This window comes from Sphingopyxis sp. HIX, from assembly GCF_001468285.1.
GTDB lineage: Bacteria > Pseudomonadota > Alphaproteobacteria > Sphingomonadales > Sphingomonadaceae > Sphingopyxis.
Genome location: NZ_LNSB01000035.1, coordinates 1 through 24,579 on the forward strand (window position 1 = coordinate 1; position 24,579 = coordinate 24,579).

The following is a 24,579-nucleotide window of genomic DNA, read 5'->3' on the forward strand; positions in this document are numbered from 1 at the left end:
TCCTAATCCTCCCCATCGCTTCGCGACAGGGAGGATTAGGAAAGTCCGCTCCCCACCCCAATGCAGACGTCTTGTCCGTTACGGCGCCTTCACCACCAGCAGCCGCACCTTCTCCGCCACCGCCTTGGTCAGCGCCAGCTCATACTCCCCCGCCGCGAGGTCGAACCACACCACCTTGCGGATCCCCGAACAGTCCGGCCCATGCCCATGGCCGACCGAGGTCAGCGGCTCGCCGTCCGCCATGAGGTCGATCCACACCTTGCTATCGGCGGCGACGCCATATTTGCCCGCCTCTGCGATGCGGACGCTGCGCGAGGCGGCGCCGCCGGTCATCGCCAGCGTCACCGGCGTGCCCGCGACCAGCGCGGCGGAATCGCCGTCTGCCCCGGTCCAGGCCGCATAGGGCGTCGCCGACAGGTCCGCCGGAGCGGCGCAGGTGGCGGGCTCGGCGGCCGAAGCGGGCAGCGCGGCGGTCAGCAGCAGGGCGGCGGCGGCGGCGAGGCGGGCGATCATGGCGGGCATGTCCTTCGAACTGGCAAAGCTATATCCTCCTGTATATGGCCGCACGGGCGGAGCAAGGGGAGATCGCAAAATGGGAAGCATGACCGGACTGGCGATCGCATTCGGGTTCACCGCCTTGCTCTATGCCGCGGTCGGCTTCGGCGGCGGGTCGACCTATACCGCGCTGCTGATCCTCGGCGGGGTTGCGGTCGGGCTGGTCCCGGCGATCAGCCTCGCGTGCAATATCATCGTCGTCACCGGCGGCACGATCCGCTTCGCGCGCGCGGGGGAGATGCCCTGGGCCAAGGCGCTGCCGCTGATCGCGGTCGCGGCGCCGCTCGCCTTTCTGGGTGGGCTGACCCCGGTCAAGCAGGGCGTGCTCGTCATGCTGCTCGGCGTGTCGCTGCTCGCTTCCGCGATCGCGCTGCTGGTGCAGCCGCAGACCGCGAAGCCGGTCGAGCTGTCGCCCAAGCTGCTGCTGCCGATCGCCGCGGGGCTCGGCTATCTCGCCGGCGTGGTCGGCATCGGCGGCGGCATCTTCCTCGCGCCGATCCTCCACCTCATCCGCTGGGCCGAGGCGCGCGCCGTGGCGGCGACCGCCAGCCTGTTCATCCTCGTCAACAGCCTGTTCGGGCTCACGGGCCAGCTGATCAAGGGCAAGGGGTTCGAGATGGCGCATGCCGTGGTCGACCACTGGCCCTTGCTGGTCGCGGTGCTCATCGGCGGCGCGATCGGCACGCAGATCGCGGTGAAGACCGGGCCCGCAGTGCTGATCCGCCGGTTGACCGCGCTGCTCGTGGGCTTTGTCGCGGTGCGCCTGCTCTTTGGTTTCTGACGCCTTTTACCCGTCTTGCCTTCCCGCGCCGGAGTGCTAGCATCGCCCCACAAGTCTGACGGCCGCGTAGCCGGCAGGCGCGCAGCAGCTGGAACCTGTGGGCGCCGCGACCTCCGCGGCGGTGTAAGGCATGTTGCGTGGAAAGGGCCGGCTCCATTCAATTCTTCGACGAGATGCAGGGCCAGGGGGGCGAGACGCGGGCGCCCTATCGCGAATTTTGCGAATGGTTCGCCGCCGAGGAGCCCGCGCGCATCCATCGCAAGGCGCAGCAGGCGGAGGCTTTCTTTCGCACCACCGGCATCACCTTCGCGGTCTATGGCCAGGACGAGGCCGACGAACGGCTGATCCCCTTCGACGTCGTGCCGCGCATCATCTCGGCGAGCGAGTGGCGGCGGCTGTCGCGCGGCATCGAGCAGCGCGTGCGCGCCTTGAACGCCTTCCTCCACGACATCTACCACCGCCAGGAAATATTGCGCGCGGGGCGCGTGCCCGTCGAGCTGATCTCGCGCAATGAGGCGTTCCTGCCGATGATGATGGGCATGGACCCGCCCGGCGGCGTCTATACGCATATCAGCGGCATTGACATCGTGCGCACCGGCGCGAACGAATTCTATGTGCTCGAGGATAATGCCCGCACCCCGTCGGGCGTGTCCTACATGCTCGAGAATCGCGAGACGATGCTCCAGATGTTCCCCGAGCTGTTCGCGAAGGTGCCGGTGCGCGAGGTCGGCGACTATCCGATCAACCTCCTGCGCTCGCTCAGCGCCTGCGCGCCGCCCGCGTGCGGCGGCACGCCGACGGTCGCGGTGCTGACCCCGGGCATCCACAACAGCGCTTATTTCGAACACAGCTTCCTCGCCGACCAGATGGGCGCCGAGCTGGTCGAGGGGCATGACCTCCGCGTCGTGAACGGCCGCGTCGCGATGCGCACGACGCAGGGCTACAAGCCGATCGACGTCCTCTATCGCCGCGTCGACGACGATTTCCTCGATCCGCTCAATTTCCGGCCCGATTCGGTGCTGGGGGTGCCGGGCATCTGGGACGTCTATCGCGCCGGCGGCATCACCATCGCCAATGCGCCGGGCACCGGCATCGCCGACGACAAGGCGCTGTACAGCTACATGCCCGACATCATCGAATTCTACACCGGCGAAAAGGCGCTGCTGCCCAATGTGCCGACGTGGCGCTGCAGCGATCCCGAGCATCTGAAGGAGGTGCTCGACCGCCTGCCCGAACTGGTGGTGAAGGAGGTGCACGGGTCGGGGGGTTACGGCATGCTCGTCGGCCCCGCGGCGAGCAAGAAGGAGATCGCGGCGTTCCGCGCCAAGCTCGAGGCCAATCCGCGCGGTTATATCGCGCAACCGACGCTGTCGCTTTCGACCGTGCCGATCTTCACGCGCAGCGGGCTCGCGCCGCGGCACGTCGACCTTCGTCCTTTCGTGCTGATGTCGCCCGCGGGGATCATCATCACCCCCGGCGGGCTGACGCGCGTCGCGATGACCAAGGGATCGCTGGTGGTCAATTCGAGCCAGGGAGGCGGCACCAAGGACACCTGGGTGCTGGAGGATTGATGCTCGGCAAGACCGCAGGCTCGCTCTACTGGATGGCGCGCTACCTCGAGCGTAGCGAAAACAACGCGCGGCTGATCGAGGCCGGGTTCCGCATCGCGCTGACCCGCTCGAACACCGCGCGTGCCGAATGGCGCTCGGTGCTGGTCACCGCGGGTTCGGACTGGCGCTTCGCCCAGGCGCATGGCGAGGATTATACCTCGCCGCGCGTCGTCGATTTCCTGCTCCGCGATCCCGCCAATCCCTCGGCGATCCTGTCGGTGGTCAAGCAGGCGCGCGACAATGCGCGCACCGCGCGCACCTATCTCACCCGCGAGGTGTGGGAGGCGGTCAACACCAGCTGGATGACGCTGAGCGGACTGCTCAAGCGGCAGGTGCGCGAGGACGACCTGCCCGACGTGCTCGCCGCGATCCGCCAGCAGAGCGCGCAGGTACGCGGCGCCTTCACCGGCACGATGCTGCGCAACGACGGCTATAATTTCGCGCGGCTCGGCACCTTCCTCGAGCGCGCCGACAACACCGCGCGCATCCTCGACGTCAAATATTTCCTGCTCCTGCCCTCGGTCGCGCATATCGGCAGCTCGATCGACAATGTGCAGTGGGAGACGATCCTGCGCTCGGTGTCGGCGCATCGTGCCTATCGCTGGCTCTACGGGACCGAGATCAGCGCCTTGAAGATCGCCGAATTCCTGATCCTCTATAAACAGATGCCGCGCAGCCTGGCCTTTTGCTGCGACAAGATGAACGACAATCTGGGCTGGCTGCAGCGCGGATACGGCGAGGAGACCGAGGCGGGGCGGATGGCGGAGGCGATCTGCCGCGACCGGCTGTCGCGCCCGATCCAGTCGATCTTCGACGGCGGTCTGCACGAATATATCACCGACTTCCTCCGCGCCAACGCCGCGCTCGCGCAGCAGGTCGAGCGCGACTATCGGTTTGTAGAGTGACCATGCGCCTCCGTGTCGACCATACCACCCGCTATCAATACGACGCTCCCGTCGCCTATGCGCTGCAGCAGGTCAAGCTGACGCCCAAGGAGCGGCCGGGGCAGCAGCTGATCCACGGCTGGACTGTCGAGATAACGGGCGGGACCAACCAGCTCCATTACACCGACCATCATGGCAATGGCGTCGACCTGATCGCGGTCGATCCCGGCGCGCGCGAACTGGTGATCCATTGCAGCGGCGAGGTCGAGCTGATCAGCTGGGACGGGGTGATCGGGGTGCACCGCGGCGCGATGCCGCTGTGGACCTTCCTCCGCCCGACCCCGCTGACTCGCGCCGGACGCCATGTGCGCACCTTGATCGGCGAGCTCGGCCGCGATTTCGGCTCGGACATCGAGCGCGCGCATGCACTGTCGGCGCTGATCCTCCGCAAACTGCCGTACAACATCGGGGTGACCGGCGCCGAGACCACCGCCGAACAGGCGCTGGGCGGCACCGGCGGCGTGTGCCAGGACCATGCGCATATCTTCATCTCGGCGATGCGCCACCTCGGGCATCCGGCGCGCTATGTGTCGGGCTATCTCAAGATGAACGACCGGACGCAGCAGGATGCAACGCACGGCTGGGCCGAGGCGCATTTCGACGCGATCGGCTGGGTCGGTTTCGACGTGTCGAACGGCTATTCGCCCGACCAGCGCTATATCCGCGTCGCGACGGGGCTCGACTATCACGACGCGGCGCCGGTGCGCGGCATGCGCTATGGTGCGGCGCAAGAAAATCTGGTTGTCGAGTTGCAGGTCCAGCAATAAGCGCTAAGCGGGACCGCACGGGCAGGGCTGGGGGGCCGAAAGAAGACGATGACCTATTGCGTCGGCATGCGTTTGAACAAGGGACTGGTGTTCATGTCGGACACCCGCACCAATGCGGGGGTCGACGACATCGCGCAGGTGCGCAAGATGCGCAGCTGGCACGTCCCCGGCGAGCGCGTGATCACTTTGATGTCGGCGGGCAATCTCGCGACGACGCAGGCCGTGGTCAGCCTGCTCGACGAACGCACCAAGGCGCCCGAGGATCGCCATCCCTCGATCCTCGCCGCACCGTCGATGTTCCAAATCGCGACGATCGTCGGCGAAACGCTGCGCCAGATCGTGATGCGCCACAGCGCCGAGGGCCCCGCCGCGGCCTCGCCCTTCCGCGCCTCGCTGATCGTGGGCGGCCAGATCAAGGGCGCCGAACCGCGGCTGTTCCTCATCTATCCCGAGGGCAATTTCATCGAGGCGGGCGAGGATAATCCCTTCTTCCAGATCGGCGAGACCAAATACGGCCGCCCGATCATCGTGCGCTCCTACGACCCCGCCATGTCGTTCGAGGATGCGGTGAAACTGCTCTGCGTCTCGTTCGATTCGACGATCCGCGCCAACGCCGGGGTCGACCTGCCGATCGACCTCAAGATCCACGAGCGCGACGATTACAGCACGGTCCGCGAACGCCGCTTCGAACGCGGCGACCCCTATTTCCAGAGCGTCGCCGACGGCTGGGCCGAGGCGTTGGGCATTGCGTTGGCGGAATTGCCGGACTTTCATTTTTAGGGCGAAGCGGGCTGGTTGTCCGGTTTCGGGCGTTAGTTGCCGTTCCCCGGCGAAAGCCGGGGGCCAGCAAGCGCGACCCACTCCAAAAAAGCAGCCGTCTTCAAAAAAGGCTTTCCTACATTATCCGGCTATGCAAGCGTCGATTCGGGCTCTTTCCCTCGGTCGATAGAAGCGGTTGCCGAGGTTCTGTTGAGGGAGCGCACAGGGCTGAACTTTCCTGAACTTTGGACAGGGCAATGGCAGCTCCCCACGCCAAAACGGGCGTTCGACGGCGAGCCCCCTACCGCGCCAGCGGCACCACCCGGAACTTAGGCCGGTCGCCCGTCATCTCGGCATGCACCATCGCATATTCGGGCACCGGCATCCATGTCGCGCTGTTCGACGATAGCGGCTCGGACGCGACGATGATCGCGCGGGGTTCCTCCTCGCCGCCGACCATCTGCCACTCGCCGTCGTGGAGGCCGTAATCGCGGCCGGTGGTGAACCACATCGACAGGAAGTTCATGTTCGCCTCGTGCACCTGGTCGGGCGATCCGGTGCGGTAATGGCCGAAGTCGAAGCAATGGCGAAGGCCCAGGATCTGGCGGCCGGTGGTGAGGAACAGGTTGCAGCTCGACGAGATGGCGATGCCGTGGTGCCGCCGCGCGCGTTCGAGGATGTCGACGCTCGCCTGCACCGCGGCGATCAGCGCCTCGCCCGCGGGCTCGGCGCGCCAGTCGGGGAGCTGCGACAGCAGCAGCGCATAGACCCATTCGCTGTCGGTCGATCCCGCGATCTGCGCGAGCAGCTCGGGGGCGATGTTGGGCATCAGCGTGCCCTTCATCTCGCCGATGCGATAGATGTCGCCGTTATGCGCCATCGCGACCGCGGCGCCGGGGAAATGGAAGGGGTGGGTGTTCTGCTCGCTGACCTTCACCGTCGTCGAATAAGCGACGCCGCGGACGTGCGCGATCACGCATTCGGCGCGCGTCTTGGTCGCGAGCGATTTCAGATTGCCGTCGAAGATCGGGAGCGACGGCGAGCGGTAGCGGTGCGGCTCGTTCGGCACATGGGAGGCCGAATCCCACGCCATCATCCCGAACCCCGCGAGGTTCAGCATGTGCAGCATCTTGGGCATATAGGCCTGGTTGACCAAGCTGCTATCGGGCTTGAACAAGAGGTCGTCGAGCGTGACGCGCTCGCCCAGATACATCATCGCCCGGCACATAGGCTGCCCCCGTCTTGGCCCACGCCGCAAGGCTACACGAGGGGAGGGGGCGTGGCGAGAGATAAGCAAATCCCCCTCCCGCAAGCGGGAGGGGCAGCGAGACTTACGAGCTTGCTCGTTAGTCGCAGCGGGGTGGGCATTGCGACGTGGCGATGCTCGCTGCGCTCGCGCCCACCCCCAACCCCTCCCGCCTGCGGGAGGGGAGTTCCTAAGCCAGAACCTCCGGATAGAGCGCCTTCTTCGCGCGCGCCGGGTCGAGGCCATAGTGATGCGCCACCGCATCGGCGATCACCGCCTCCAGGCTGCGCGTCGGTTTGAGGTCGCGGCCGTCGAGCAGCGCGCCGCTGCCCAGCCCCGGCCAGTCGGCCGAGACCGTGCCCCCCGCGGCGAGCGCGCCGCCGAACAGCAAGGCCGCCGAGCCCGTGCCATGGTCGGTGCCGCCGGTGCCGTTGACCGCGACGGTGCGCCCGAACTCGGTCGCGACGATGACCAGCGTGCTCGCCCACTCGGCGCCGAGCCCCGCCTTGACCGCGCCGACGAGCTGGTCGAGCCCGCGCAATTGCGCCGCGAGGCGGCCGCGCTGGCCGCTGTGCGTGTCCCAGCCGCCGGTCTCGACCATCATCACGCGCGCACCGTCGGCCGGCGCCATAAGCGAGGCGGCGAGCGCGCCGAGCTCGGCGCCGTTACGGCCGTTGTTGCCGCCGATATCGCCCGCCAGCTCCTGCGTCTTGATCGCGCTGTCCCACAAAGGATGGAGCAGTTCGTCCTTGGCATAGAGCGACGACAATCGCGCGATCAGGTCGGCGTCGGCCTGCGGCAGCCGGCTCGGCGCATAGGTGCCGACGGGGAGCGTACCGCGCAGCGCGAGCGGCACCGCGGGGGCGATCGCCAGCGCGTCGCGCTCGGACGCGGGGAGCAGGGTGAGCAGCCGGTTGAGCCAGCCGTCGTCGCGGCCATAAGGGCGCGTGCCGCCGCCCTCGAGCATATTCTGCCCGTCGAAATGCGAGCGGTCGCGGTACGCCGTCGCGACCGCATGCGCGACATGCGCCTCGCGCGCCGCGAACAGCCCCGCGGCGCCCTCCAGTGCCGGGTGGAGCGTGAACATCGCGTCGAGCTTCGCCCCCGTCGCTGCCTCGTCGGCGAGCGCGCGGCGCGCGGCGGCGAAGGCGGGGTCGCCGATCGGCACGGCGATCGCGAGCCCGTCGGCAGCACCGCGCTGGATCACGAAGAGCAGGCGGCGGTTCGTCGGCGCGGCGGCATAGGCCAGGTGCGGCAAGGCCCCGGCGGCGAGGGTGCCAAGGCCGGCGGCGAGGGCGGTGCGGCGGGTGAGGATCATCGTCTATCTCCGCAGGAAAGCCGGGCTGGCGAACAGCATCGCCAGACCCTGGCCCGGACTGTCGGCGCGCGCGATTGCCTCGCTCGTGCCGGGATCTAGCGCATCGGCGAGGAGCAGCGGCGCGAGGCGGCGCGCGTCGGTGCGGTCGCCGATCCGCCCCGCGATGCGGCTCGCGAGCTCGACACGCTGCATCAGCGCCGCCGATCCCGCCCAGGTCGCGACCTTGTCGTCGTACCCCGCGGGCGATCCCGGGCGCCACACCGGTTGGCCGAGCTGGGTGAAGAGTGCGGGGATATTCTGCCGCTCGCCGAGCGCGGGAAGCCTCAGCCCGCGCATCAGCGACACCGTCCAGTCCCACGGCGACTTGAACATCGCCGGCCCTGCCTGCCACGGTTCGGTCGAAGCGACGAGCGTGCGGTAGAGCGAAGGGAGGTCGCCGCCGGTCTTGAGGAAATCCGCCGAGAGCCGCTCGACCAGCGCGGGCGGCGGATCGTCGGCGGTGAAATGGCGCGCGAGCTTGGTCGCGACATGCTTCGCGGTGGCAGGGTGGACCGCGAGGTCGCGGAGCACCGCCTCGGACTGCTTCGCGCCGGTGTCGGCGTAGCGCTTGCCGAGGATCACCTGCTCGCCCGGCTGGTGGAGCTGCGCGATGAACACCGTCTCGCCCGGCGCTGCCCCCGCGGGCATCAGCCGCTGCCCCGCGCCGCGCCCGAGCCCCGCGACGGTGAGGCCGGTGAGCGCCTTGGCGAAGGCGGTGACGTCGGCCTGGGTGTAACCGGTGCGTACGCCGAGCGTGTGCAGCTCCAATATCTCGCGCGCGAGATTCTCGTTGAGCCCGGGGCCGGGGCGGTTCTGCCGCCGCCGGACGCGCGCCGCGACCGGGCTGTCGGGGCCGAAGCTCTGCGCCTGGTCGAGGTAGAGCAGCATCGCGGGGTGGCGCACCGCGGCGATCAGCAGGTCGGCGAATGTGCCCATGATGTTCGGGCGGATCGCCTCGAACTCGTAATTGCCGGTGAAGCCGATCACGGGGAGTTTGTCGGCCGACACCGCAAAATGATTGGCCCAGAAATGGGTAAGCCGTTCGGCAAAGGGGGTGGGCGAGGCGACGGCGGTCGTCAGACGCGCCGCGGCCCCGTCGACATAATGGCGGCGAATCGCCGAGCGCGACAGGCGGCGGAGCTCGGGGTCCATGCCCTTCTCCTCCTCGCTCATCGCCGGTTCTGCGGCCTCGCGGCGCATCGCCTGCCGGTCCTCGCGATAGTCGATATAGGCGCCGGCGATCGCCGCGCGGCCTTCGAGCGCCGCGATCGCCGCCGGCGCCGGGTCGAACTCGGCGAGCTGGCGCATCAGCCACGCCTTGGGATCATCGATCGCCGGATCGTCCCAGCGGCGCCCGAGCCCGAAACGGTTGGCGGCAAGATATTGGATCGCCATGACTTTGCCTTTCCTGACGGAAACGCATCATCACTGCCTTTTGTCGCAAAACCGTCCCAGCGCGAACGGCTCGTCTCAGGCCAGCGGCTTGTCGTAGATCTGGTAGACGCGGTTGACCTTGGCCTCGATCGCCGCGGCGACGGCGTTCATGCCCTGATTGTCGTCGAGCACCCAGCCGATGTCGCCGAACTTGGTGCCGTAATCGCGCACCGCGTCGCGGCGGATGAACTCGATCATCATGAAGGCAAGCGTGCTCGCCATGCGGCTGTTCTGCAGCTTCTTGGCGACCCCCATCAGCGGCACGCGCAGCGTCACGCTCTTGGGCTTCCGCAGCCACCAGAGCAGCCGCGCCCAGTTGAACGGCCAGAGCGAGCCGTCCATGTCGATCAGCTGCTCGTTGATATTGGGCAGCACGATCATGAAGGCGACGGGCTCGCCGTCGAGCTCGGCGACGCGGATCAGATCCTCGAAGACGATGTCCTTCAATTTCTTGCCGATGAAGGCGATCTCGCTGTCGGTCAGCGGGACGAAGCCCCAATTGTCCGACCAGGCGTCGTTGAGCAGCCCCATGATCAGCCGCGCCTCGGCGTCGAAATTCTTCTTGTTCACCTTGCGGATGCGGATGCGCTCATTCTTCTCGCCCGCCGCGACGATGCGGTTGACCAGCGGCGGGAAACCATCGTCGACGCGTACGCCGTAGTTGAGGAGTTTCTTGACCGGGTTGTAGCCCGTCGCCTCGATCCAGCCGCGATAGAGCGGGCTGTTGTGCCCCATCATGATCGTCGGGACATCGTCGAAGCCCTCGATCAAGAGGCCGGGTTCGTCCCAGATCGAAATCGACAGCGGGCCGAGCGCGCGCGTCATGCCCTGGCCGCGCAGCCAGTCCTCGGCGGTGACGAGCAAGGCGCGCGTGACCTCGCCATCCTCGGCCTCGAGCATGCCCCAATTGCCCGTGCCGGAGCCCATGCCCTGCGCGGCGGGCTGCTCGAGCGCGAGCGTGTCGATATGCGCCGAGATGCGCCCGACCGTCCGGCCGTCGCGGCGCGCGGTGAAGAGCTGGGCCTTGCCATGTTCGTACCAGGGATTCTTGCCCGGGGTCAGCAGGTCGTAGACTTCGTTCCGGAGCGGCGGCACCCACGCCGGATCGCCGCGGTTGAGGCGATAGGCAAGCTCGACGAATTCGCGCTTGTCGGCCTTGGTCTTGACGGGGTGGATAGTGACGGGGCCCTGTTGATGTGCGGCCATGGGTGGTTTCCTGGTTTCGGTTTCTTATATGGAATGGCGAGGCATTAGGGCATAGCTGTGGCGCTGGCGACCCGCATTCGGCCATTTTGCTGCCACGAAATTCTGGTTTGTAAGTGCTTATGACGACGATCAATCCCCCCGCCGATCGGATCGCGACCCCCTTCGTGTCCGGCGCGGCCAAGACGCCCCCGTCGGCGGATGCCGACAAGAGTCGGAAATCGGCCATTGCGGACGACAAGGCGATGCTGCGCGCGGCGTCGGAGCTGACGCGCGACCTCGTCAATCCCAGCGCGCGCGTCTACTGGACCGATTTCCTGGGTTCGGCGCTGCTCGGCTATGCCGGCGTCGCGGGGGCGATCCTCGCGCCGACGGTGCCGTGGATGCTCGCCGCGGCGCTGGTCGCGGTGCTCGCGCTCTACCGCGCGGGCAGCTTCATCCACGAGCTCACGCATATCCGCAAAAATGCGCTGCCGGGCTTCCGCCTCGCGTGGAACGCCTTGATCGGCGTGCCGATGCTGATCCCGTCCTTCCTCTACGAAGGCATCCACAGCCTGCACCACAACCGCACCAAATATGGCACGGTCGAGGACCCCGAATATCTGCCGCTCGCGCTGATGAAGCCGTGGACGGTGCCGCTGTTCGTGGTCGTCGCGGCGATCGCGCCGGTGGCGCTGCTGTTCCGCTTTGCGGTGCTGACGCCCTTGTCCTTCCTCATTCCGCCGCTGCGCAAGCTGGTCATGGAGCGCTATTCGGGGCTGATCATCAACCCGCTGTTCCGCCGTCGCCCGCCCGAGGGCGAGTTCCGCCGCATATGGGCGTGGCAGGAGGGCGGCGCCTGGGCCTGGTCGACCCTGCTGATCGCCGCGGGCGTCTTCGGCTGGGTGCCGCTGCGCGCGCTGCTGATCTTCGGCGCGATCGCTTCGGCCAGCCTGGTGTTCAACCAGATTCGCACGCTCGTCGCGCATCTGTGGGAAAATGACGGCGGCGAGCTGACCGTCACCGCGCAGTTCCTCGACAGCGTCAATGTGCCGCCGCCGGGGCTGCTGCCCGAGCTGTGGGCGCCGGTGGGCCTGCGCTATCATGCGTTGCATCACCTGCTGCCGGGCGTGCCCTATCACGCGCTCGCCGAGGCGCATCGCCGCCTGAAGGGCGCGCTGCCGGTCGATTCGCAATATCATGGCGCGAATTACGACGGGCTGCCGGGGCTGGTCGTGCGGCTGGTCCAGGGCTCGGCGCGCGGCGGGGCCGCGGTCTGATCAAATGACCGCTCCCGCCCGAAACCCGCCAATCACCGCCAGGGACGGATGACCATATCGGGCGAATAATAAGTCAGATATTGCGCGAGCCGCGGCTTGTCCGACCGGTTGGGGCTCGCCGCGTGGGGCAGATCCTGCCGCCAGATGATCAGGTCGCCCGCCTTGCCCGCGACATGCTTCACCTCGGCCGACAGATCGGCCTCGCGCGGGTTGGCGCCGTTCAGCCCGGCGAGCCAGTCGTCGACGCGCTTGTGGAAGCCGGGGACGCAGCGGAAGGCGCCCTGATCCTCCGCGGTATCCGACAGATAGAGCACCGCCTGCGTCGCGAACGGAATCGGCTGGACGAGGCTGGCGTCCCAGTGGATGTCCGAGCCGGCGAAGGGCCGGTCGGGGCGCACGGGCGGGTTGAAGCCGATCCGGTCGATCGTCACCCACAGATTCTCGCTGCCCCATAGTTGCGCGAACGCTTTATGCACGCGCGGGCTGCGGCGTGCGGCTTCGAGCGCGGGGCTCTGGAAATGCGGGACCATGATGCCGTTGGTCTTGGCGGTGAACCAGCTTTCGGGCTCGTCAGGGGAGGCCTCGGTCACCTGCCACAGTAGCGCTTTCACCGCCTCGATTTCGTCCGCCGAGATCGCATCGGGCAGGATGACATAGCCATGCTCGTCCCAATGGGCGAGCGCGTCGGCGCCCAGCACATCGTCCATCGCGGCGATTGCGTCGAGCTGCGCTTGCGCATCCCCGCCCGGCTCCATGTCATAGAGCCAGGCGTGATAACGATCGACGAGGCGCGGGTCGGGCGGGCCCGCAGTGTCGAGAATCCACTGCACGAAGCCCGCAAAATCGGGCTTTACCAGATAGAGCTGCTCGAACACCTGCTGGTTGCCGAGACCCAGCGTGTCGAGCAGCAATTTACCGACCATCTCGTCGAGCGGCGGGCCGTTGCCCGTATGCGACGCCCAGAATTCCTCGAGACAGGCGATTTCGAGCGGTTCGGACATGAGGGCCTTCGTCAGTCGAGGTTGGGGCGCAGCCAGCGCGTCGCCGTCTCGATATCGACCCCGCGCCTTTGTGCATAGTCCTCAAGCTGGTCGCTACCGATCCGCGCGACGCCGAAATACTGGCTCTCCGGGTGCCCGAAATAGAAGCCGCTGACCGCGGCGGTGGGCAGCATCGCAAAGCTTTCGGTAAGCACGAGCCCCGCATTGTCGCCCGCCTGCAGCAAGTCGAAGAGGATCGGCTTCAGGCTGTGGTCGGGGCAGGCGGGATAGCCCGGCGCCGGACGGATGCCGCGATATTCCTCCTTGATCAACGCCTCGTTGGTCAGCTGCTCGCCGGGGGCATAACCCCAGAGCGTGGTGCGGACATGCTGGTGCAGCCGCTCGGCAAAGGCCTCGGCAAAACGGTCGGCGAGCGCCTTCAGCAAAATGTCCGAATAATCGTCCTTGTCGGCGCGGAAGCGTTCCGAAAACGGTTCGATGCCGTGGATGCCGACCGCGAAACCGCCCATCCAGTCGCCCGCCGGATCGATGAAGTCGGCAAGGCACATATTGGCGCGATCGCGGCTCTTCTTGATCTGCTGGCGCAGGAAGGGGAGCGTCACATGGCGCTCCTCCTCGGCGAGGTGGATCGTCACGCTGTCGCCGTCGCGCGCGCAGGGCCAGAAGGCGCAGACGCCGCGCGCGGTCAGCCATTTCTCGGCGATGAGCTTGTCGAGCATCGCATCGGCGTCGGCCTTCAATGCCACCGCGGTCTCGCCGACCACCTCATCCTCGAGGATCGAGGGGTAGGTGCCGTGGAGTTCCCAGGCGCGGAAGAAGGGCGTCCAGTCGATGCACTCGCGCAGATCCTCGAGGCTCCAGTCGTCGAAACGATGGAGCCCCGGCTGGAGCGGCGGCGCGGGCTTGTCGCTGAGATAGGCGTCGTAATAGTTCGCGCGCGCCTCTTCGAGCGTGTGGAGCACGCTCTGCCCCTTGCCCGCGCGCACGTCGCGGACATGGGCGTAATCGTCCTTGTAACCTTGGACATAGGCGTCGCGCCCGGTGTCGCTGACCAACGCGGTCGCGACCCCTACCGCGCGGCTCGCGTCGAGCACATGCAGCACCGGCCCCTGATAGGCAGGATCGATACGCAGCGCGGTATGCACCTTCGACGTCGTCGCGCCGCCGATCAGCAGCGGCATGGTCATGCCCGCGCGCTGCATTTCTTCGGCCACCGTCACCATCTCGTCGAGCGAGGGGGTGATCAGGCCCGAAAGGCCGATGATGTCGGCGTCATTCTCGTTCGCCGCCTCGAGGATCTTCGACCACGGCACCATCACGCCGAGGTCGACGATCTCGAAGCCGTTGCACTGCAAAACCACGCCGACGATATTCTTGCCGATGTCGTGGACGTCGCCCTTGACGGTCGCCATCACGACCTTGCCCTTACCCTTCGCGCCCGGCTCCTTCGCGGCCTCGATGAAGGGCAGCAGGTGCGCCACCGCCTTCTTCATCACGCGCGCCGATTTCACCACCTGCGGCAGGAACATCTTGCCCGACCCGAACAGGTCGCCGACGACGTTCATGCCGTCCATCAGCGGGCCTTCGATGACCTCGATCGGGCGCGGCAGGGCGAGGCGCATTTCTTCGGTGTCGTCGACGATATGCGCGTCGATGCCCTTGACCAGCGCATGTTCGAGGCGCTTGCGCACCTCCCAGCCACGCCATTCCTCGGCCGCCTTTTCCTGCGCGCCGCCGATGCCCTTATAGCGCTCTGCGAGGGCGATCAGGCGTTCGGTCGGCGATTCGGCCTCGCCCTCGACCTTGCGGTTGAGCACGACATCCTCGACCGCCTGCCGCAGCTCGGGGTCGATCGTGTCGTAGACGTCGAGTTGCCCCGCGTTGACGATCGCCATGTCGAGCCCCGCGGGGATCGCGTAATAGAGGAAGACGCTGTGCATCGCGCGGCGCACGACCTCGTTGCCGCGGAAGCCGAAGGAGAGGTTCGAGAGGCCGCCCGAAAAATGGACATGCGGGCAGCGGCGGCGGATTTCCTTCACCGCCTCGATGAAGTCGACCGCATAATTGTCATGCTCTTCGAGGCCCGTGGCGACCGCGAACACATTCGGATCGAAGATGATGTCCTCGGGCGGAAAGCCGATGGTCATCAGCAGCTTGTACGCGCGCTCGCAAATCTCGACCTTGCGCGCCTCGGTGTCGGCCTGGCCGACCTCGTCGAACGCCATGACGACGACCGCGGCGCCATAGTCCATGCATTTCTTGGCATGGCTCAGGAACTGCTCCTCGCCTTCCTTCATGCTGATCGAATTGACGATCGGCTTGCCGGGCACGCATTTGAGGCCCGCCTCGATCACGCTCCATTTCGAGCTGTCGATCATCACCGGGATGCGCGCGATATCGGGCTCGGCGGCGATCAGCTTCAGGAAGGTCGTCATCGCATATTCGGCGTCGAGCAGCCCTTCGTCCATGTTGACGTCGATGATCTGCGCGCCGTTCTCGACCTGCTGGCGCGCGACCTCGACCGCCGCGGTATAGTCGTCGGCAAGGATCAGCTTCTTGAACGCCGCCGAGCCGGTGACGTTGGTGCGCTCGCCGATGTTGACGAAGGTGGAGGAGGCGGCGGGAGATGACACTATAATTCCGTTCGTTTCGAGCGAAGTCGAGAAACGTCTACGCGACGCCGGCCCCTGAACGTGTCTCGACTTCGCTCGACACGAACGGATATCGGGGCGTTACGCCGCCATCGTGAAGGGCTCCAGCCCCGCCAGCCTTGTCCGTACCGGCACCTCGGGCAGCGCGCGCGCGGGCAGGCCTTCGACCGCCTTGGCGATCGCCGCGATATGCGCGGGGGTCGAGCCGCAGCAGCCGCCGAGGATGTTGACCTGCGCGTGCTCGGCCCATTCGCCGACCAGCCCCGCGGTGGTGTCGGGCAACTCGTCATATTCGCCGAGCTCGTTGGGCAGCCCCGCATTGGGATAGACCATGATCAGCGTGTCGGCGATCTCGCTGAGCGTCTTGACGTGCGGGCGGAGCTGCGTCGCGCCGAAGGAGCAGTTGAGCCCGATCGTCAGCGGCCGCGCGTGACGCACCGCGTGCCAGAAGGCCTCGACCGTATGCCCCGACAGGTTCCGGCCCGACAGGTCGGTCAGCGTCATCGACAGCATGATCGGCAGGTCGCGGCCGAGCGCGTCGCCCGCCTCGATCGCGGCCATGATCCCCGCCTTGGCATTGAGCGTGTCGAAGATCGTCTCGATCAGGATGAAGTCCACCCCGCCCTCGACCAGCGCGTCGATCTGCTCGCGATAGATCTCTTTCAGATAGTCGAAGTCGATCTCGCGAAAGCCGGGGTCGTTGACGTCGGGCGACAGCGAAAGTGTCTTGTTGGTCGGGCCGATCGCGCCGGCGACGAAGCGCGGGCGGCCATCCTGCGCCTGGAACTCGTCGGCGATGCGCCGCGCCAGCTTCGCGCTTTCGACATTGATGTCGCGCACCAGATGTTCGGCGCCATAATCGGCCTGGCTGATCCGGTTCGCGCTGAAGGTGTTGGTCTCGGCGATGTCCGCCCCCGCCTCGAAATAGGCGCGATGGATGCTTTCGGGCACGTGCGGAGCGGTCAGCGCCAAGATGTCGTTATTGCCCTTCTGGTCGTGCGACAGCCCCAGCGTGCCGGCATAATCGGCCTCGGACAATTTCCAGTTCTGGATCTCGGTCCCGAACGCGCCGTCGGTGATCAGGATGCGCTCCTTCGCGGCGGCGAGCAGGGCTTCACGGGCAGTCGTCATGCGGCTTTCTCCGTCGCGGGCGCCGCCGGGCGGACGCCCAGCATATGGCAGATCGCATAGCTGAGTTCGGCGCGGTTGAGCGTGTAGAAATGGAAGTCGCGTACCCCGCCCGCGTACAGCCGGCGGCAGAGTTCGGCGGCGGTGGTCGCGGCGACGAGCTGTCGCGCGGCGGGCAGGTCGTCGAGCCCGTCGAAGAGTTGCGCGAGCCAGCGCGGAACGTCGGTGCCGCACATCGCCGACATGCGGGTGATCGCGCCGAAATTGCTGACCGGCATGATGCCAGGCAAAATGGGTGCGCTGATCCCCGCCGCCGCCGCGGCATCGCGGAAGCGGAAGAAGGTGTCGGGTTCGAAGAAGAATTGCGACACCGCGCGCGTCGCCCCGGCGTCGAGCTTGCGCTTGAGATTGTCGATGTCGGCCGCGGCGCTCAGCGCCTCGGGATGCGTTTCGGGATTGGCGGCGACCGAGATTTCGAAGGGCGCGATCTCGAGCAGCCCCGACACCAGTTCGGCGGCGCAGCTATAGCCATCGGGCCGCGCCTGGAATGTCTCGCCCTGCACCGGCGGATCCCCGCGCAGCGCGACGATGTGGCGCACCCCCGCATCCCAATAGGCCTGCGCGACCTCGGCGATCTCGTCGCGGCTCGCATCGACGCAGGTCAGATGCGCCGCGGCGGGGATGCTCGTTTCCTGGACGATGCGCGCGACGGTCGCGTGGGTGCGTTCGCGCGTCGAGCCGCCGGCGCCATAGGTCACGGAGACGAAGTTGGGGCCGAGCGGTTCGAGCGTACGGATCGATTCCCACAAGGTCTCGCCCATCTTTTCGGTCTTGGGCGGAAAAAATTCGAAGCTGATGCCGATGTCGCCGGCGAGCCCCGCGAACAGCGGCGATGCGGCGGCGCGGCGCGCCTCCGATTGCGAGGGAAGGGGAGTCGTCATGCCGCAAGCCTTTTGCGTTGCCCGTCCTCACGGATGGGGGATTGATCTTCGTCGCTGCGGCGGCGGCCGAGCCAGAGCTTGACCGCGAGGTCGCCGCCTTCGAGCGTCTGCGCCGTTTCGAGCACCATGCCCGCCGAGGCGAACCAGCCGCGGATCTGCGCGTCCGAGAAACCGAGGCGCGCGTGCGCCGCAACGGTGCGCATTTCCTCATCCTCGTGCGGCGCAAAATCGACGATCAAGAGGTGCCCGCCGCCGCGCAGCACGCGGCTCGCCTCGGCGATAACCCGGTCGGGTTCGTGCGCGAAGTGCAGCGCCTGATGGATCACGATGCTGTCGATCGTCGCATCGGCGAGCGGCAGGTTCAGGAAATCGCCCTGCACCAGGTCGATCGGCACCGGCTGGTCGGCAAGCTTGGCGCGCGCGATACGCAGCATTTCGGGGCTGCGGTCGAGCGCGGTGATGCGGCGCACGGTCGGCGCAAAAATCTCCGCCATGCGGCCCGTGCCCGTGCCGATGTCAAGCAGATGGCCGAGCCGGCGATTGTGCATCAGCGCGAGCATCGCCGCCTCGACCTCGCTCTCGGCGACGTGGCGCGATCGGATCGCGTCCCATTCGGCGGCGTGGTCGGCGAAATAGCGCTCGGCGACGGCGGCGCGATCGGCGCGGATGGCGGCGAGCCGCTGCGCATCGTAGCCGACGATCAAGGCTTCGCGCGGCGAGAAGGGCCATTCTTCGGCCCGCGCCAGGATCTGGCCGACGGGACCGCCTTCGGCGATGCGCAGGAACACCCAGCTGCCCTCCCGCCGCCGTTCGATGATCCCGGCGTCGGCGAGGATGCGGACGTGGCGCGACACGCGCGGCTGGCTTTGTTCGAGCACGACCGCGAGTTCGCCGATCGCCAGCTCCATCTCGCGCAGCAGGGCGACGACTCGCAGGCGGGTCGGGTCGGCCAGCGCACGGAAAATGTCGAGCAACTCGGTCATGATGGGACATATAAAGATTTCTTTATATCCAGTCAACCGGACCGCGCGCCGCTTTTTCGACACCTTTCGCCCAGATGAACGAGCGCCTCGTCGCAATTGCGGCCGGACGCGCAAAAACCCCGTTGCGCGGCTTTTTGCGAAACGGTAGCGGTAAGGGCGGTTGGCAATTCGCCGGATTATCCGGAATGCTACCGATCAGTTCAATCGAGAGGGGTATTCCCACATGAAAAAGACCATCACTCTGTCGCTCGTCCTCGCCGCCTCGCTGGGCCTCGCCGCTTGCGGCGAAAAGAAGGCCGACGAAGCCGCGACCACCGAAGCGACCGCTGAGCCCGAAGCCGCTGCCGACGGCGCGATGGACGCCGCTGCCGGCGCCGCCGACGCTGCCGCCACCGCGACCGACGCCGCTGCCGGCGCCGCCGACGCTGCTGCCGCTGGCGACACCGCTGCCGCGACCGACAAGGCGACCGAAGCTGCCGACGCTGCCAAGGCTGCCGCCGGCGAAGCCAAGACCGCCGTCGAAGAAGCCAAGAAGTAAGCTTCTTCCCGGCTTCCGGCCGGAGGAAAAAGGGGGTCGCCGGTTCCATCCGGCGGCCCCTTTTTCGTTGTGGAACAGATGCGTGCGGCGCCGAGCCGTTGACGGTTGCCAAGGGCGCCGTCGGGCATTAGTCCTTTGCGACAGGGACCGGATGCCGGTCACCTTGGCATTCGAAAGGATTATCCATGCGCAAACTCATCATCGCTTCGGTCGCTGCCGCTGCTTTCAGCCTGACCGCCTGCTCGGAAAAGACCCAGGACGCTGCTTCGGCGACCGCCGAATCGGCCGCTGACGACGCCGCCGCCGCGGGCGACGCCGCTGCCGAGGCGACCGCCGAAGCCGCCGACGCGACCGCCGAGGCCGCCAAGGATGCCGGCAACGCCGTCGAAGGCACCGTGAACGCTGCCGGCGACGCCGCCGCTGCTGCGGGCGACAAGGTCAAGGAAGAAACCGCCAAGGCCGCCGCCAACGACGAGAAGAAGTAAGTCGTCGGCGCGCTTTAGCGTGTAGATCAAGGGGCTCCATTCCGTGCGAATGGGGCCCTTTTTCGTCGGGAGATCGTGCATGAACCGGACCCTGTTGCTGCTACCGGCCGTTGCCGCGCTGGCGCTGGCAGCCTGCAGCCGCACCGATAACGAACCCGGCCCCGGTGGAGTGACCGTCGCCGAGGCGAAGGCGCTCGACGATGCCGCCGAGATGCTCGAAAGCCGCGACGCCGTGCCGCCCGCCGAGGCCGAGGCGGCGGCGAAGGAAAGCGCGGGCGAATAGCGCTTCCCCTGCGCCCGGCGAAGGCGTAGACCGGCATCGTTCCGCGACTGGCGCTGACGATGGAAACCCATCAGGGAGCGGGACTTCGCCGACCGGCGAACGAGCCGCGCGCCTGGGCGTCCCTTCCTGCCGACAGGAGTGCGCCATGACCGACGCCGCCACCACCCAGATCGTCTTCCTGCTGTTCCCGGGCATCACCCAGCTCGACTTTACCGCGCCTGCGCAGGCACTGTGCCGCATGCCGGGTGCGGCGCTCGCCGGCGCCGCAAGGTCGCTCGACCCGATCGCTACCGACAGCGGCTTTTCGATTCTGCCGACGCATGATTTCGCCTCCTGCCCACAGGCCGATATCCTTTGTATCCCCGGCGGGCATGGGGTGACCAAGGCGCTGGCCGACGAGGCGACGATCGATTTCATCGCGCGGCAGGCGGCGGGTGCGACATGGGTGACGAGCGTGTGCACCGGCGCCTTCCTGCTCGGCCGCGCCGGACTGCTGGTGGGCAAGCGCGCGACGACGCATTGGGGCTATACGCACCTGCTGCCGCTGGTCGGCGCGACTTATGAGCAGGCGCGCATCGTCGAGGACGGCAATGTCGTGACCAGCGGGGGAGTGACCTCGGGGCTCGACTTCGCGCTGACGCTGATCGCGCGCATCCGCGGCGATGCCGTGGCGCAGGCGATCCAACTCGCGATCGAATATGATCCCGCGCCGCCTTTCGTTGGCGGCCATCCCGACCGGGCCCCCGCCGCGGTGACCGAAGGGCTGAAGGCGCGTGTCTATAACGCGGCGGCGGCGCGGATGGAGGCGGCGCTGACCGCGCGCTAGAGTACCAGTTTTGATAGAATTAAAACCGGCACTCTAGATTCTTGTTTTTCCGTGATTGCCGAGTCGTGAAATGTTCCATTTCACTCGAAATCACTCTAGCGGCAGTCGGTCAGCGCGATCTCGAACAGCTTCGACCAATATTTGCCCGTGACGAACAGGCGTTTGCCCTTGGCGTCCCAGGCGATGCCGTTGAGCACCGCGTCGCGGTCGTTGCCGCCCGCCTGATCGCGGAGGCCATCGAGGTCGACGATATATTTGACCGCGCCGCTTTCGGGGTCGATGCGCACGATCGCATCGGTCATCCAGACATTGGCCCAGATTTCGCCGTCGACCGTCTCGAGCTCGTTGAGCATCGGCAGCGGGGTGTTCGCCAGCCGCACCGTCACCTTCTTTTGCTCGGTCATCGTCGCGGGGTCGAAGAAGCGGAGTTCGGGCGTGCCGTCGCTGAGCACCAGGCTGTCGCCGACCATCGTGACGCCCCAGCCTTCGCCGGCGTAGCGGAAATCGCCGACCGGCTTCAGGTCCTTGATCCGCCAGCGATGGCCGATGCCGCCCTGCCAGGTGACCCCGATGATCTGGTCCTTCCAGCGCGTGCTGCCCTCGCCGAACTGGTCGGCGGGCAGTTTCGTCTCGGCGAGCGCCTTGCCCGTCGCGAGATCGAGCCGCGCGACGCGCGAGCGGCCGTACTGGCCCGTGGTCTCGTAGAGATGCCCGCCGTGCCAGAAGAGCCCCTGCGTGAAGCTGTCCGTGTCGTGCGGATAGGTCTGGACGATGCGATAGCCGCATCGCGGGACGGGGGCCGGCGCGGGTTCGGCGGCGGGCGCGGCGAGCGCGAGGGTAAAGGCAAGCGCGAAGCTCATAGCGCGCCCTGCCCGCTCGCCGATGAATGCGGCATGGCCGGACGCGCGCTCCGCATCGCTTCGAGCTGCGCGTAGGTTGCGAGCAAAGGCGCGGCGGCATCGCGCAGCGCGTCGGAGGCCTCGCGCTGCTTCGCTTCGCTGTCGCCGGTGAAGGTCTGCCCCGGCGCCTTCGAATAGCGTCCGCCCGCCGCGACGATCTGCTCGAGTGCATCTGGATCGGGCGCAACCCCGAAGTGCGGCAGGATCGCGTCGGTCAGCGCGCCCGGCAATTCGCGGTAATTGAGGAGCAGGCACTGCGCGTCGACGGCGTCGGCGGCGGCGCGGCAGATGCGGTCGAGGATCCAGGCGGCATAGTCTTCCGCTGCCGCGCCCTCGGCGGGATCGACCCCATAGGTTTCGAGCGGCAGCACCCCGGGGCGGACGTGCATGCCCGCGCGGCGCTGCTGCGACACCAGCACCTCGATCGGGTCGCGGTAGAGGAAGACCCAAGGCACGTCGGGCCACAGCCCGCGGAGCCGCGGCAGCACGAAGCTGTGCCAGGCGTCGAGCTTGAGGAAGCGGTGGCGCACGCCCTCGCCACGGTCGCGGATCAGCGCGCCCGCCAGCGCGCGGATCATCGCGGGCGCCACCTGCCCGCGCCCGGCGAGCTGGATCATCGTGTCGAGCACCGGCGGTTCGGAGACGACGACATGCTCGGGCACCGCGCCCAGCATTTGCCCGACGAGCGTCGAGCCGCAGCGCGACATATGGTAGACGAGGCCGTCGGGCGGCGGCGCGTCGGCGAAGGCCTCGAGCGCGGCCGAGGGCGTCGCGCAGCGCATCAGCCGGTTGAACGGCAGCACGCGCACCTTGCGCCATGTTTCCTCGAAAAAGGGATCGGTCAGCGGCAGCGCTGCGAAGTGCAGCCATTCGACCACGACCGCGCCCCCATAGCCCTTGAGCTCGACGGGGAGCCAGTGGCGCGGCGGCGCATCGGCGAGGCGCAGCGCGGGCAGGTCCTGCTCCATCTGCGGCGTCGCGGCGCGCGCCAGCCCGGCGGCGAAGGTCTGGCGCGTGATCGGAAGGCCCAAGCCATCGGCATAGGCGGTGACCGCATCGAGGAAGGTTTCTACCTCGACGATCGGGGCGAGGCGAAGCTGCGCCGCCTCGTCGGCGAGCAGCGCGGCGCGGAGGCGGTCGATCGGCGAAGCGGGCGTCATCGGCCGCTTCATGCCCGCCCTTGGCCCGCGGGGAAACAAAAAAGGGCCGGGAGATCGCTCTCCCGGCCCCTTCTGTGACTTGGCCGTTCGGCAAGCGGGCTGTGGACTTAGAAGTCCATGCCGCCCATGCCGCCCATGCCGCCGCCGCCCATGGGCATGGCGGGCTTGTCGTCGGGCAGCTCGCTGACCGCCGCTTCGGTGGTGATCAGCAGGCCGGCGACCGAGGCCGAATCCTGCAGCGCGGTGCGCACGACCTTGGTCGGGTCGATCACGCCGGCGGCCACCAGGTTTTCATAGACGTCGGTCGACGCGTTGAAACCGAAGTTCGTGTCGTTCTGGTCGAACAGCTTGCCCGCGACAACGCCGCCGTCGAAGCCGGCATTCTCGGCGATCTGGCGGACCGGAGCCTGCAGCGCGCGACGGATGATGTCGACACCGCGGGTCTGGTCTTCGTTCGCGCCGGTCAGGCCGTCGAGCGCCTTGGTCGCATAGAGCAAAGCGGTACCGCCGCCGGGGACGATGCCTTCCTCGACCGCAGCGCGGGTCGCGTGCAGCGCGTCGTCGACGCGGTCCTTGCGTTCCTTCACTTCGACTTCCGACGCGCCGCCGACCTTGATCACAGCGACACCGCCGGCGAGCTTCGCGAGGCGTTCCTGCAGCTTTTCACGGTCGTAGTCCGAGGTCGTGGTCTCGATCTGCGCACGGATCTGTTCGACGCGGCCCTTGATCGCATCGGCTTCACCCGCACCGTCGACGATGGTGGTGTTGTCCTTGTCGATGGTGACGCGCTTGGCCTGGCCGAGCATGGCGAGCGTGACGCTCTCCAGCTTGATGCCCAGGTCTTCGCTGATCATCTCGCCGGCGGTCAGGATCGCGATGTCCTGCAGCATCGCCTTGCGGCGATCGCCGAAGCCCGGCGCCTTGACGGCCGCGACCTTCAGGCCGCCGCGCAGGCGGTTGACGACGAGGGTCGCGAGCGCTTCGCCTTCGATGTCCTCGGCGATGATCAGCAGCGGACGGCCCGACTGCACCACGGCTTCGAGGATCGGCAGCATCGACTGGAGGTTCGACAGCTTCTTCTCGAAGATCAGGATATAGGGGTCGTTGAGCTCGACGAGCATCTTTTCGGGGTTGGTGATGAAATAGGGCGACAGGTAGCCGCGGTCGAACTGCATGCCTTCGACGACGTCGAGTTCGAAATCGAGGCCCTTGGCTTCCTCGACGGTGATCACGCCTTCCTTGCCGACCTTTTCCATCGCTTCGGCGATCTTCTCACCGACTTCGGTGTCGCCATTGGCCGAGATGATGCCGACCTGCGCGATTTCCGAGGTGCCCGAAACGGGCTTCGACTGCGCCTTCAGCGTCTCGACGACCTTGGTGACCGCGAGGTCGATGCCGCGCTTCAGGTCCATCGGGTTCATGCCGGCGGCAACCGACTTCATGCCCTCGCGCACGATCGCCTGGGCGAGCACGGTCGCGGTGGTGGTGCCGTCGCCGGCCTTGTCGTTCGCCTTCGATGCGACTTCGCGCAGCATCTGCGCACCCATGTTCTCGAACTTGTCCTTGAGTTCGATTTCCTTGGCGACGGTGACGCCGTCCTTGGTGATGCGGGGGGCGCCGAAGCTCTTGTCGATGACGACGTTGCGGCCCTTGGGGCCGAGGGTGACCTTCACCGCGTCGGCGAGGGTGTCGACACCGCGGAGGATGCGTTCGCGCGCGTCGCGCGAGAATTTGACGTCTTTAGCAGCCATGGGCTTGTTCCTTTCAAA

At 67.2% G+C, this 24,579-nt stretch carries 23 protein-coding genes and 1 riboswitch; of the genes, 10 read left to right on the plus strand and 13 right to left on the minus strand.

What is annotated here, in order from left to right; genetic code table 11:
* Positions 1 to 78: 78 nt before the first annotated feature.
* Positions 79 to 522, minus strand: coding sequence for a hypothetical protein (locus ATE62_RS16035; protein WP_058809799.1), 444 nt, complete (start codon positions 520 to 522; stop codon positions 79 to 81).
* Positions 523 to 592: 70 nt separating this feature from the next.
* On the opposite strand from ATE62_RS16035, the gene ATE62_RS16040 reads away from it, so the two are divergent.
* From ATE62_RS16040 to ATE62_RS16060, 5 genes are all read left to right on the plus strand, one after another.
* A complete protein-coding gene (locus ATE62_RS16040; protein ID WP_231736293.1) occupies positions 593 to 1,336 on the plus strand; it encodes a sulfite exporter TauE/SafE family protein in 744 nt (247 codons plus the stop codon).
* Between the two features lie 173 nt (positions 1,337 to 1,509).
* Positions 1,510 to 2,907, plus strand: a complete 1,398-nt coding sequence (locus ATE62_RS16045; RefSeq protein WP_058809797.1) for a circularly permuted type 2 ATP-grasp protein — start codon at positions 1,510 to 1,512, stop codon at positions 2,905 to 2,907.
* Positions 2,907 to 3,851 (plus strand): alpha-E domain-containing protein, encoded by a 945-nt coding sequence (locus tag ATE62_RS16050; protein WP_058809796.1) that lies wholly within the window; start codon positions 2,907 to 2,909, stop codon positions 3,849 to 3,851. Before ATE62_RS16045 ends, ATE62_RS16050 begins: the two co-directional genes overlap by 1 nt.
* A gap of 2 nt (positions 3,852 to 3,853) precedes the next feature.
* Positions 3,854 to 4,657 carry a transglutaminase family protein gene (locus ATE62_RS16055; RefSeq protein WP_058809795.1) on the plus strand — a complete coding sequence of 268 codons (804 nt, stop codon included), beginning with the start codon at positions 3,854 to 3,856 and terminating at the stop codon, positions 4,655 to 4,657.
* Between the two features lie 48 nt (positions 4,658 to 4,705).
* Complete coding sequence (locus ATE62_RS16060; protein ID WP_058809794.1) at positions 4,706 to 5,437, plus strand: peptidase; 732 nt, start codon at positions 4,706 to 4,708, stop codon at positions 5,435 to 5,437.
* 280 nt (positions 5,438 to 5,717) lie between these two features.
* Here ATE62_RS16060 and ATE62_RS16065 read toward each other — a convergent pair whose 3' ends face one another.
* The 4 genes from ATE62_RS16065 to ATE62_RS16080 form a co-directional block, all read right to left on the minus strand.
* The gene (locus tag ATE62_RS16065; RefSeq protein WP_197411741.1) at positions 5,718 to 6,644 is read right to left on the minus strand and encodes a class II glutamine amidotransferase; all 927 of its coding nucleotides are present in this window, start codon (positions 6,642 to 6,644) and stop codon (positions 5,718 to 5,720) included.
* Positions 6,645 to 6,852: 208 nt separating this feature from the next.
* A complete protein-coding gene (locus tag ATE62_RS16070; protein ID WP_058809792.1) occupies positions 6,853 to 7,980 on the minus strand; it encodes a DUF1501 domain-containing protein in 1,128 nt (375 codons plus the stop codon).
* Positions 7,981 to 7,983: 3 nt separating this feature from the next.
* Positions 7,984 to 9,414: a DUF1800 domain-containing protein gene (locus ATE62_RS16075; protein ID WP_058809791.1), complete on the minus strand. Its 1,431-nt coding sequence runs from the start codon at positions 9,412 to 9,414 to the stop codon at positions 7,984 to 7,986.
* A gap of 75 nt (positions 9,415 to 9,489) precedes the next feature.
* Positions 9,490 to 10,659 (minus strand): hypothetical protein, encoded by a 1,170-nt coding sequence (locus tag ATE62_RS16080; protein WP_058809790.1) that lies wholly within the window; start codon positions 10,657 to 10,659, stop codon positions 9,490 to 9,492.
* Between the two features lie 119 nt (positions 10,660 to 10,778).
* Here ATE62_RS16080 and ATE62_RS16085 point away from each other — a divergent pair, with 119 nt between their 5' ends.
* Positions 10,779 to 11,915, plus strand: a complete 1,137-nt coding sequence (locus ATE62_RS16085; protein ID WP_082662856.1) for a fatty acid desaturase family protein — start codon at positions 10,779 to 10,781, stop codon at positions 11,913 to 11,915.
* Between the two features lie 32 nt (positions 11,916 to 11,947).
* Here ATE62_RS16085 and ATE62_RS16090 read toward each other — a convergent pair whose 3' ends face one another.
* The 5 genes from ATE62_RS16090 to ATE62_RS16110 form a co-directional block, all read right to left on the minus strand.
* On the minus strand, positions 11,948 to 12,916 hold the full coding sequence (locus tag ATE62_RS16090) for a phytanoyl-CoA dioxygenase family protein (RefSeq protein WP_058809789.1): 969 nt from the start codon (positions 12,914 to 12,916) through the stop codon (positions 11,948 to 11,950).
* 11 nt (positions 12,917 to 12,927) lie between these two features.
* Positions 12,928 to 15,549, minus strand: a complete 2,622-nt coding sequence (metH, locus tag ATE62_RS16095) for a methionine synthase (protein WP_058809788.1) — start codon at positions 15,547 to 15,549, stop codon at positions 12,928 to 12,930.
* Between the two features lie 99 nt (positions 15,550 to 15,648).
* Positions 15,649 to 16,698: a homocysteine S-methyltransferase family protein gene (locus ATE62_RS16100; protein ID WP_058809787.1), complete on the minus strand. Its 1,050-nt coding sequence runs from the start codon at positions 16,696 to 16,698 to the stop codon at positions 15,649 to 15,651.
* The gene (gene metF / locus ATE62_RS16105; protein WP_058809786.1) at positions 16,695 to 17,636 is read right to left on the minus strand and encodes a methylenetetrahydrofolate reductase [NAD(P)H]; all 942 of its coding nucleotides are present in this window, start codon (positions 17,634 to 17,636) and stop codon (positions 16,695 to 16,697) included. The genes ATE62_RS16100 and metF overlap by 4 nt, the downstream gene beginning before the upstream one ends.
* Positions 17,633 to 18,619, minus strand: coding sequence for an ArsR/SmtB family transcription factor (locus tag ATE62_RS16110; protein WP_058809785.1), 987 nt, complete (start codon positions 18,617 to 18,619; stop codon positions 17,633 to 17,635). Before ATE62_RS16110 ends, metF begins: the two co-directional genes overlap by 4 nt.
* A gap of 223 nt (positions 18,620 to 18,842) precedes the next feature.
* Between ATE62_RS16110 and ATE62_RS16115 the strand changes: the two genes are divergently transcribed.
* From ATE62_RS16115 to ATE62_RS16130, 4 genes are all read left to right on the plus strand, one after another.
* Entirely contained in the window at positions 18,843 to 19,157 is a 315-nt protein-coding gene (locus ATE62_RS16115) for a hypothetical protein (protein ID WP_058809784.1), read from the plus strand.
* 185 nt (positions 19,158 to 19,342) lie between these two features.
* Positions 19,343 to 19,642, plus strand: a complete 300-nt coding sequence (locus ATE62_RS16120) for a hypothetical protein (RefSeq protein WP_058809783.1) — start codon at positions 19,343 to 19,345, stop codon at positions 19,640 to 19,642.
* Between the two features lie 79 nt (positions 19,643 to 19,721).
* Entirely contained in the window at positions 19,722 to 19,925 is a 204-nt protein-coding gene (locus ATE62_RS16125) for a hypothetical protein (RefSeq protein ID WP_058809782.1), read from the plus strand.
* Positions 19,926 to 19,958: 33 nt separating this feature from the next.
* Positions 19,959 to 20,050, plus strand: a riboswitch (ZMP/ZTP riboswitch).
* 20 nt (positions 20,051 to 20,070) lie between these two features.
* Complete coding sequence (locus tag ATE62_RS16130) at positions 20,071 to 20,751, plus strand: DJ-1/PfpI family protein (RefSeq protein ID WP_058809781.1); 681 nt, start codon at positions 20,071 to 20,073, stop codon at positions 20,749 to 20,751.
* Between the two features lie 95 nt (positions 20,752 to 20,846).
* On the opposite strand, the gene ATE62_RS16135 is transcribed toward ATE62_RS16130, so the two are convergent.
* The 3 genes from ATE62_RS16135 to groL all read right to left on the minus strand — a co-directional run bounded on the left by ATE62_RS16135 (position 20,847) and on the right by groL (position 24,561).
* Entirely contained in the window at positions 20,847 to 21,611 is a 765-nt protein-coding gene (locus tag ATE62_RS16135) for a glutaminyl-peptide cyclotransferase (protein WP_058809780.1), read from the minus strand.
* A complete protein-coding gene (locus tag ATE62_RS16140) occupies positions 21,608 to 22,810 on the minus strand; it encodes an aspartyl beta-hydroxylase (RefSeq protein ID WP_156420639.1) in 1,203 nt (400 codons plus the stop codon). Before ATE62_RS16140 ends, ATE62_RS16135 begins: the two co-directional genes overlap by 4 nt.
* A 107-nt stretch (positions 22,811 to 22,917) precedes the next feature.
* Positions 22,918 to 24,561, minus strand: a complete 1,644-nt coding sequence (groL, locus tag ATE62_RS16145; protein WP_058809778.1) for a chaperonin GroEL — start codon at positions 24,559 to 24,561, stop codon at positions 22,918 to 22,920.
* Between the last annotated feature and the right edge of the window lie 18 nt (positions 24,562 to 24,579).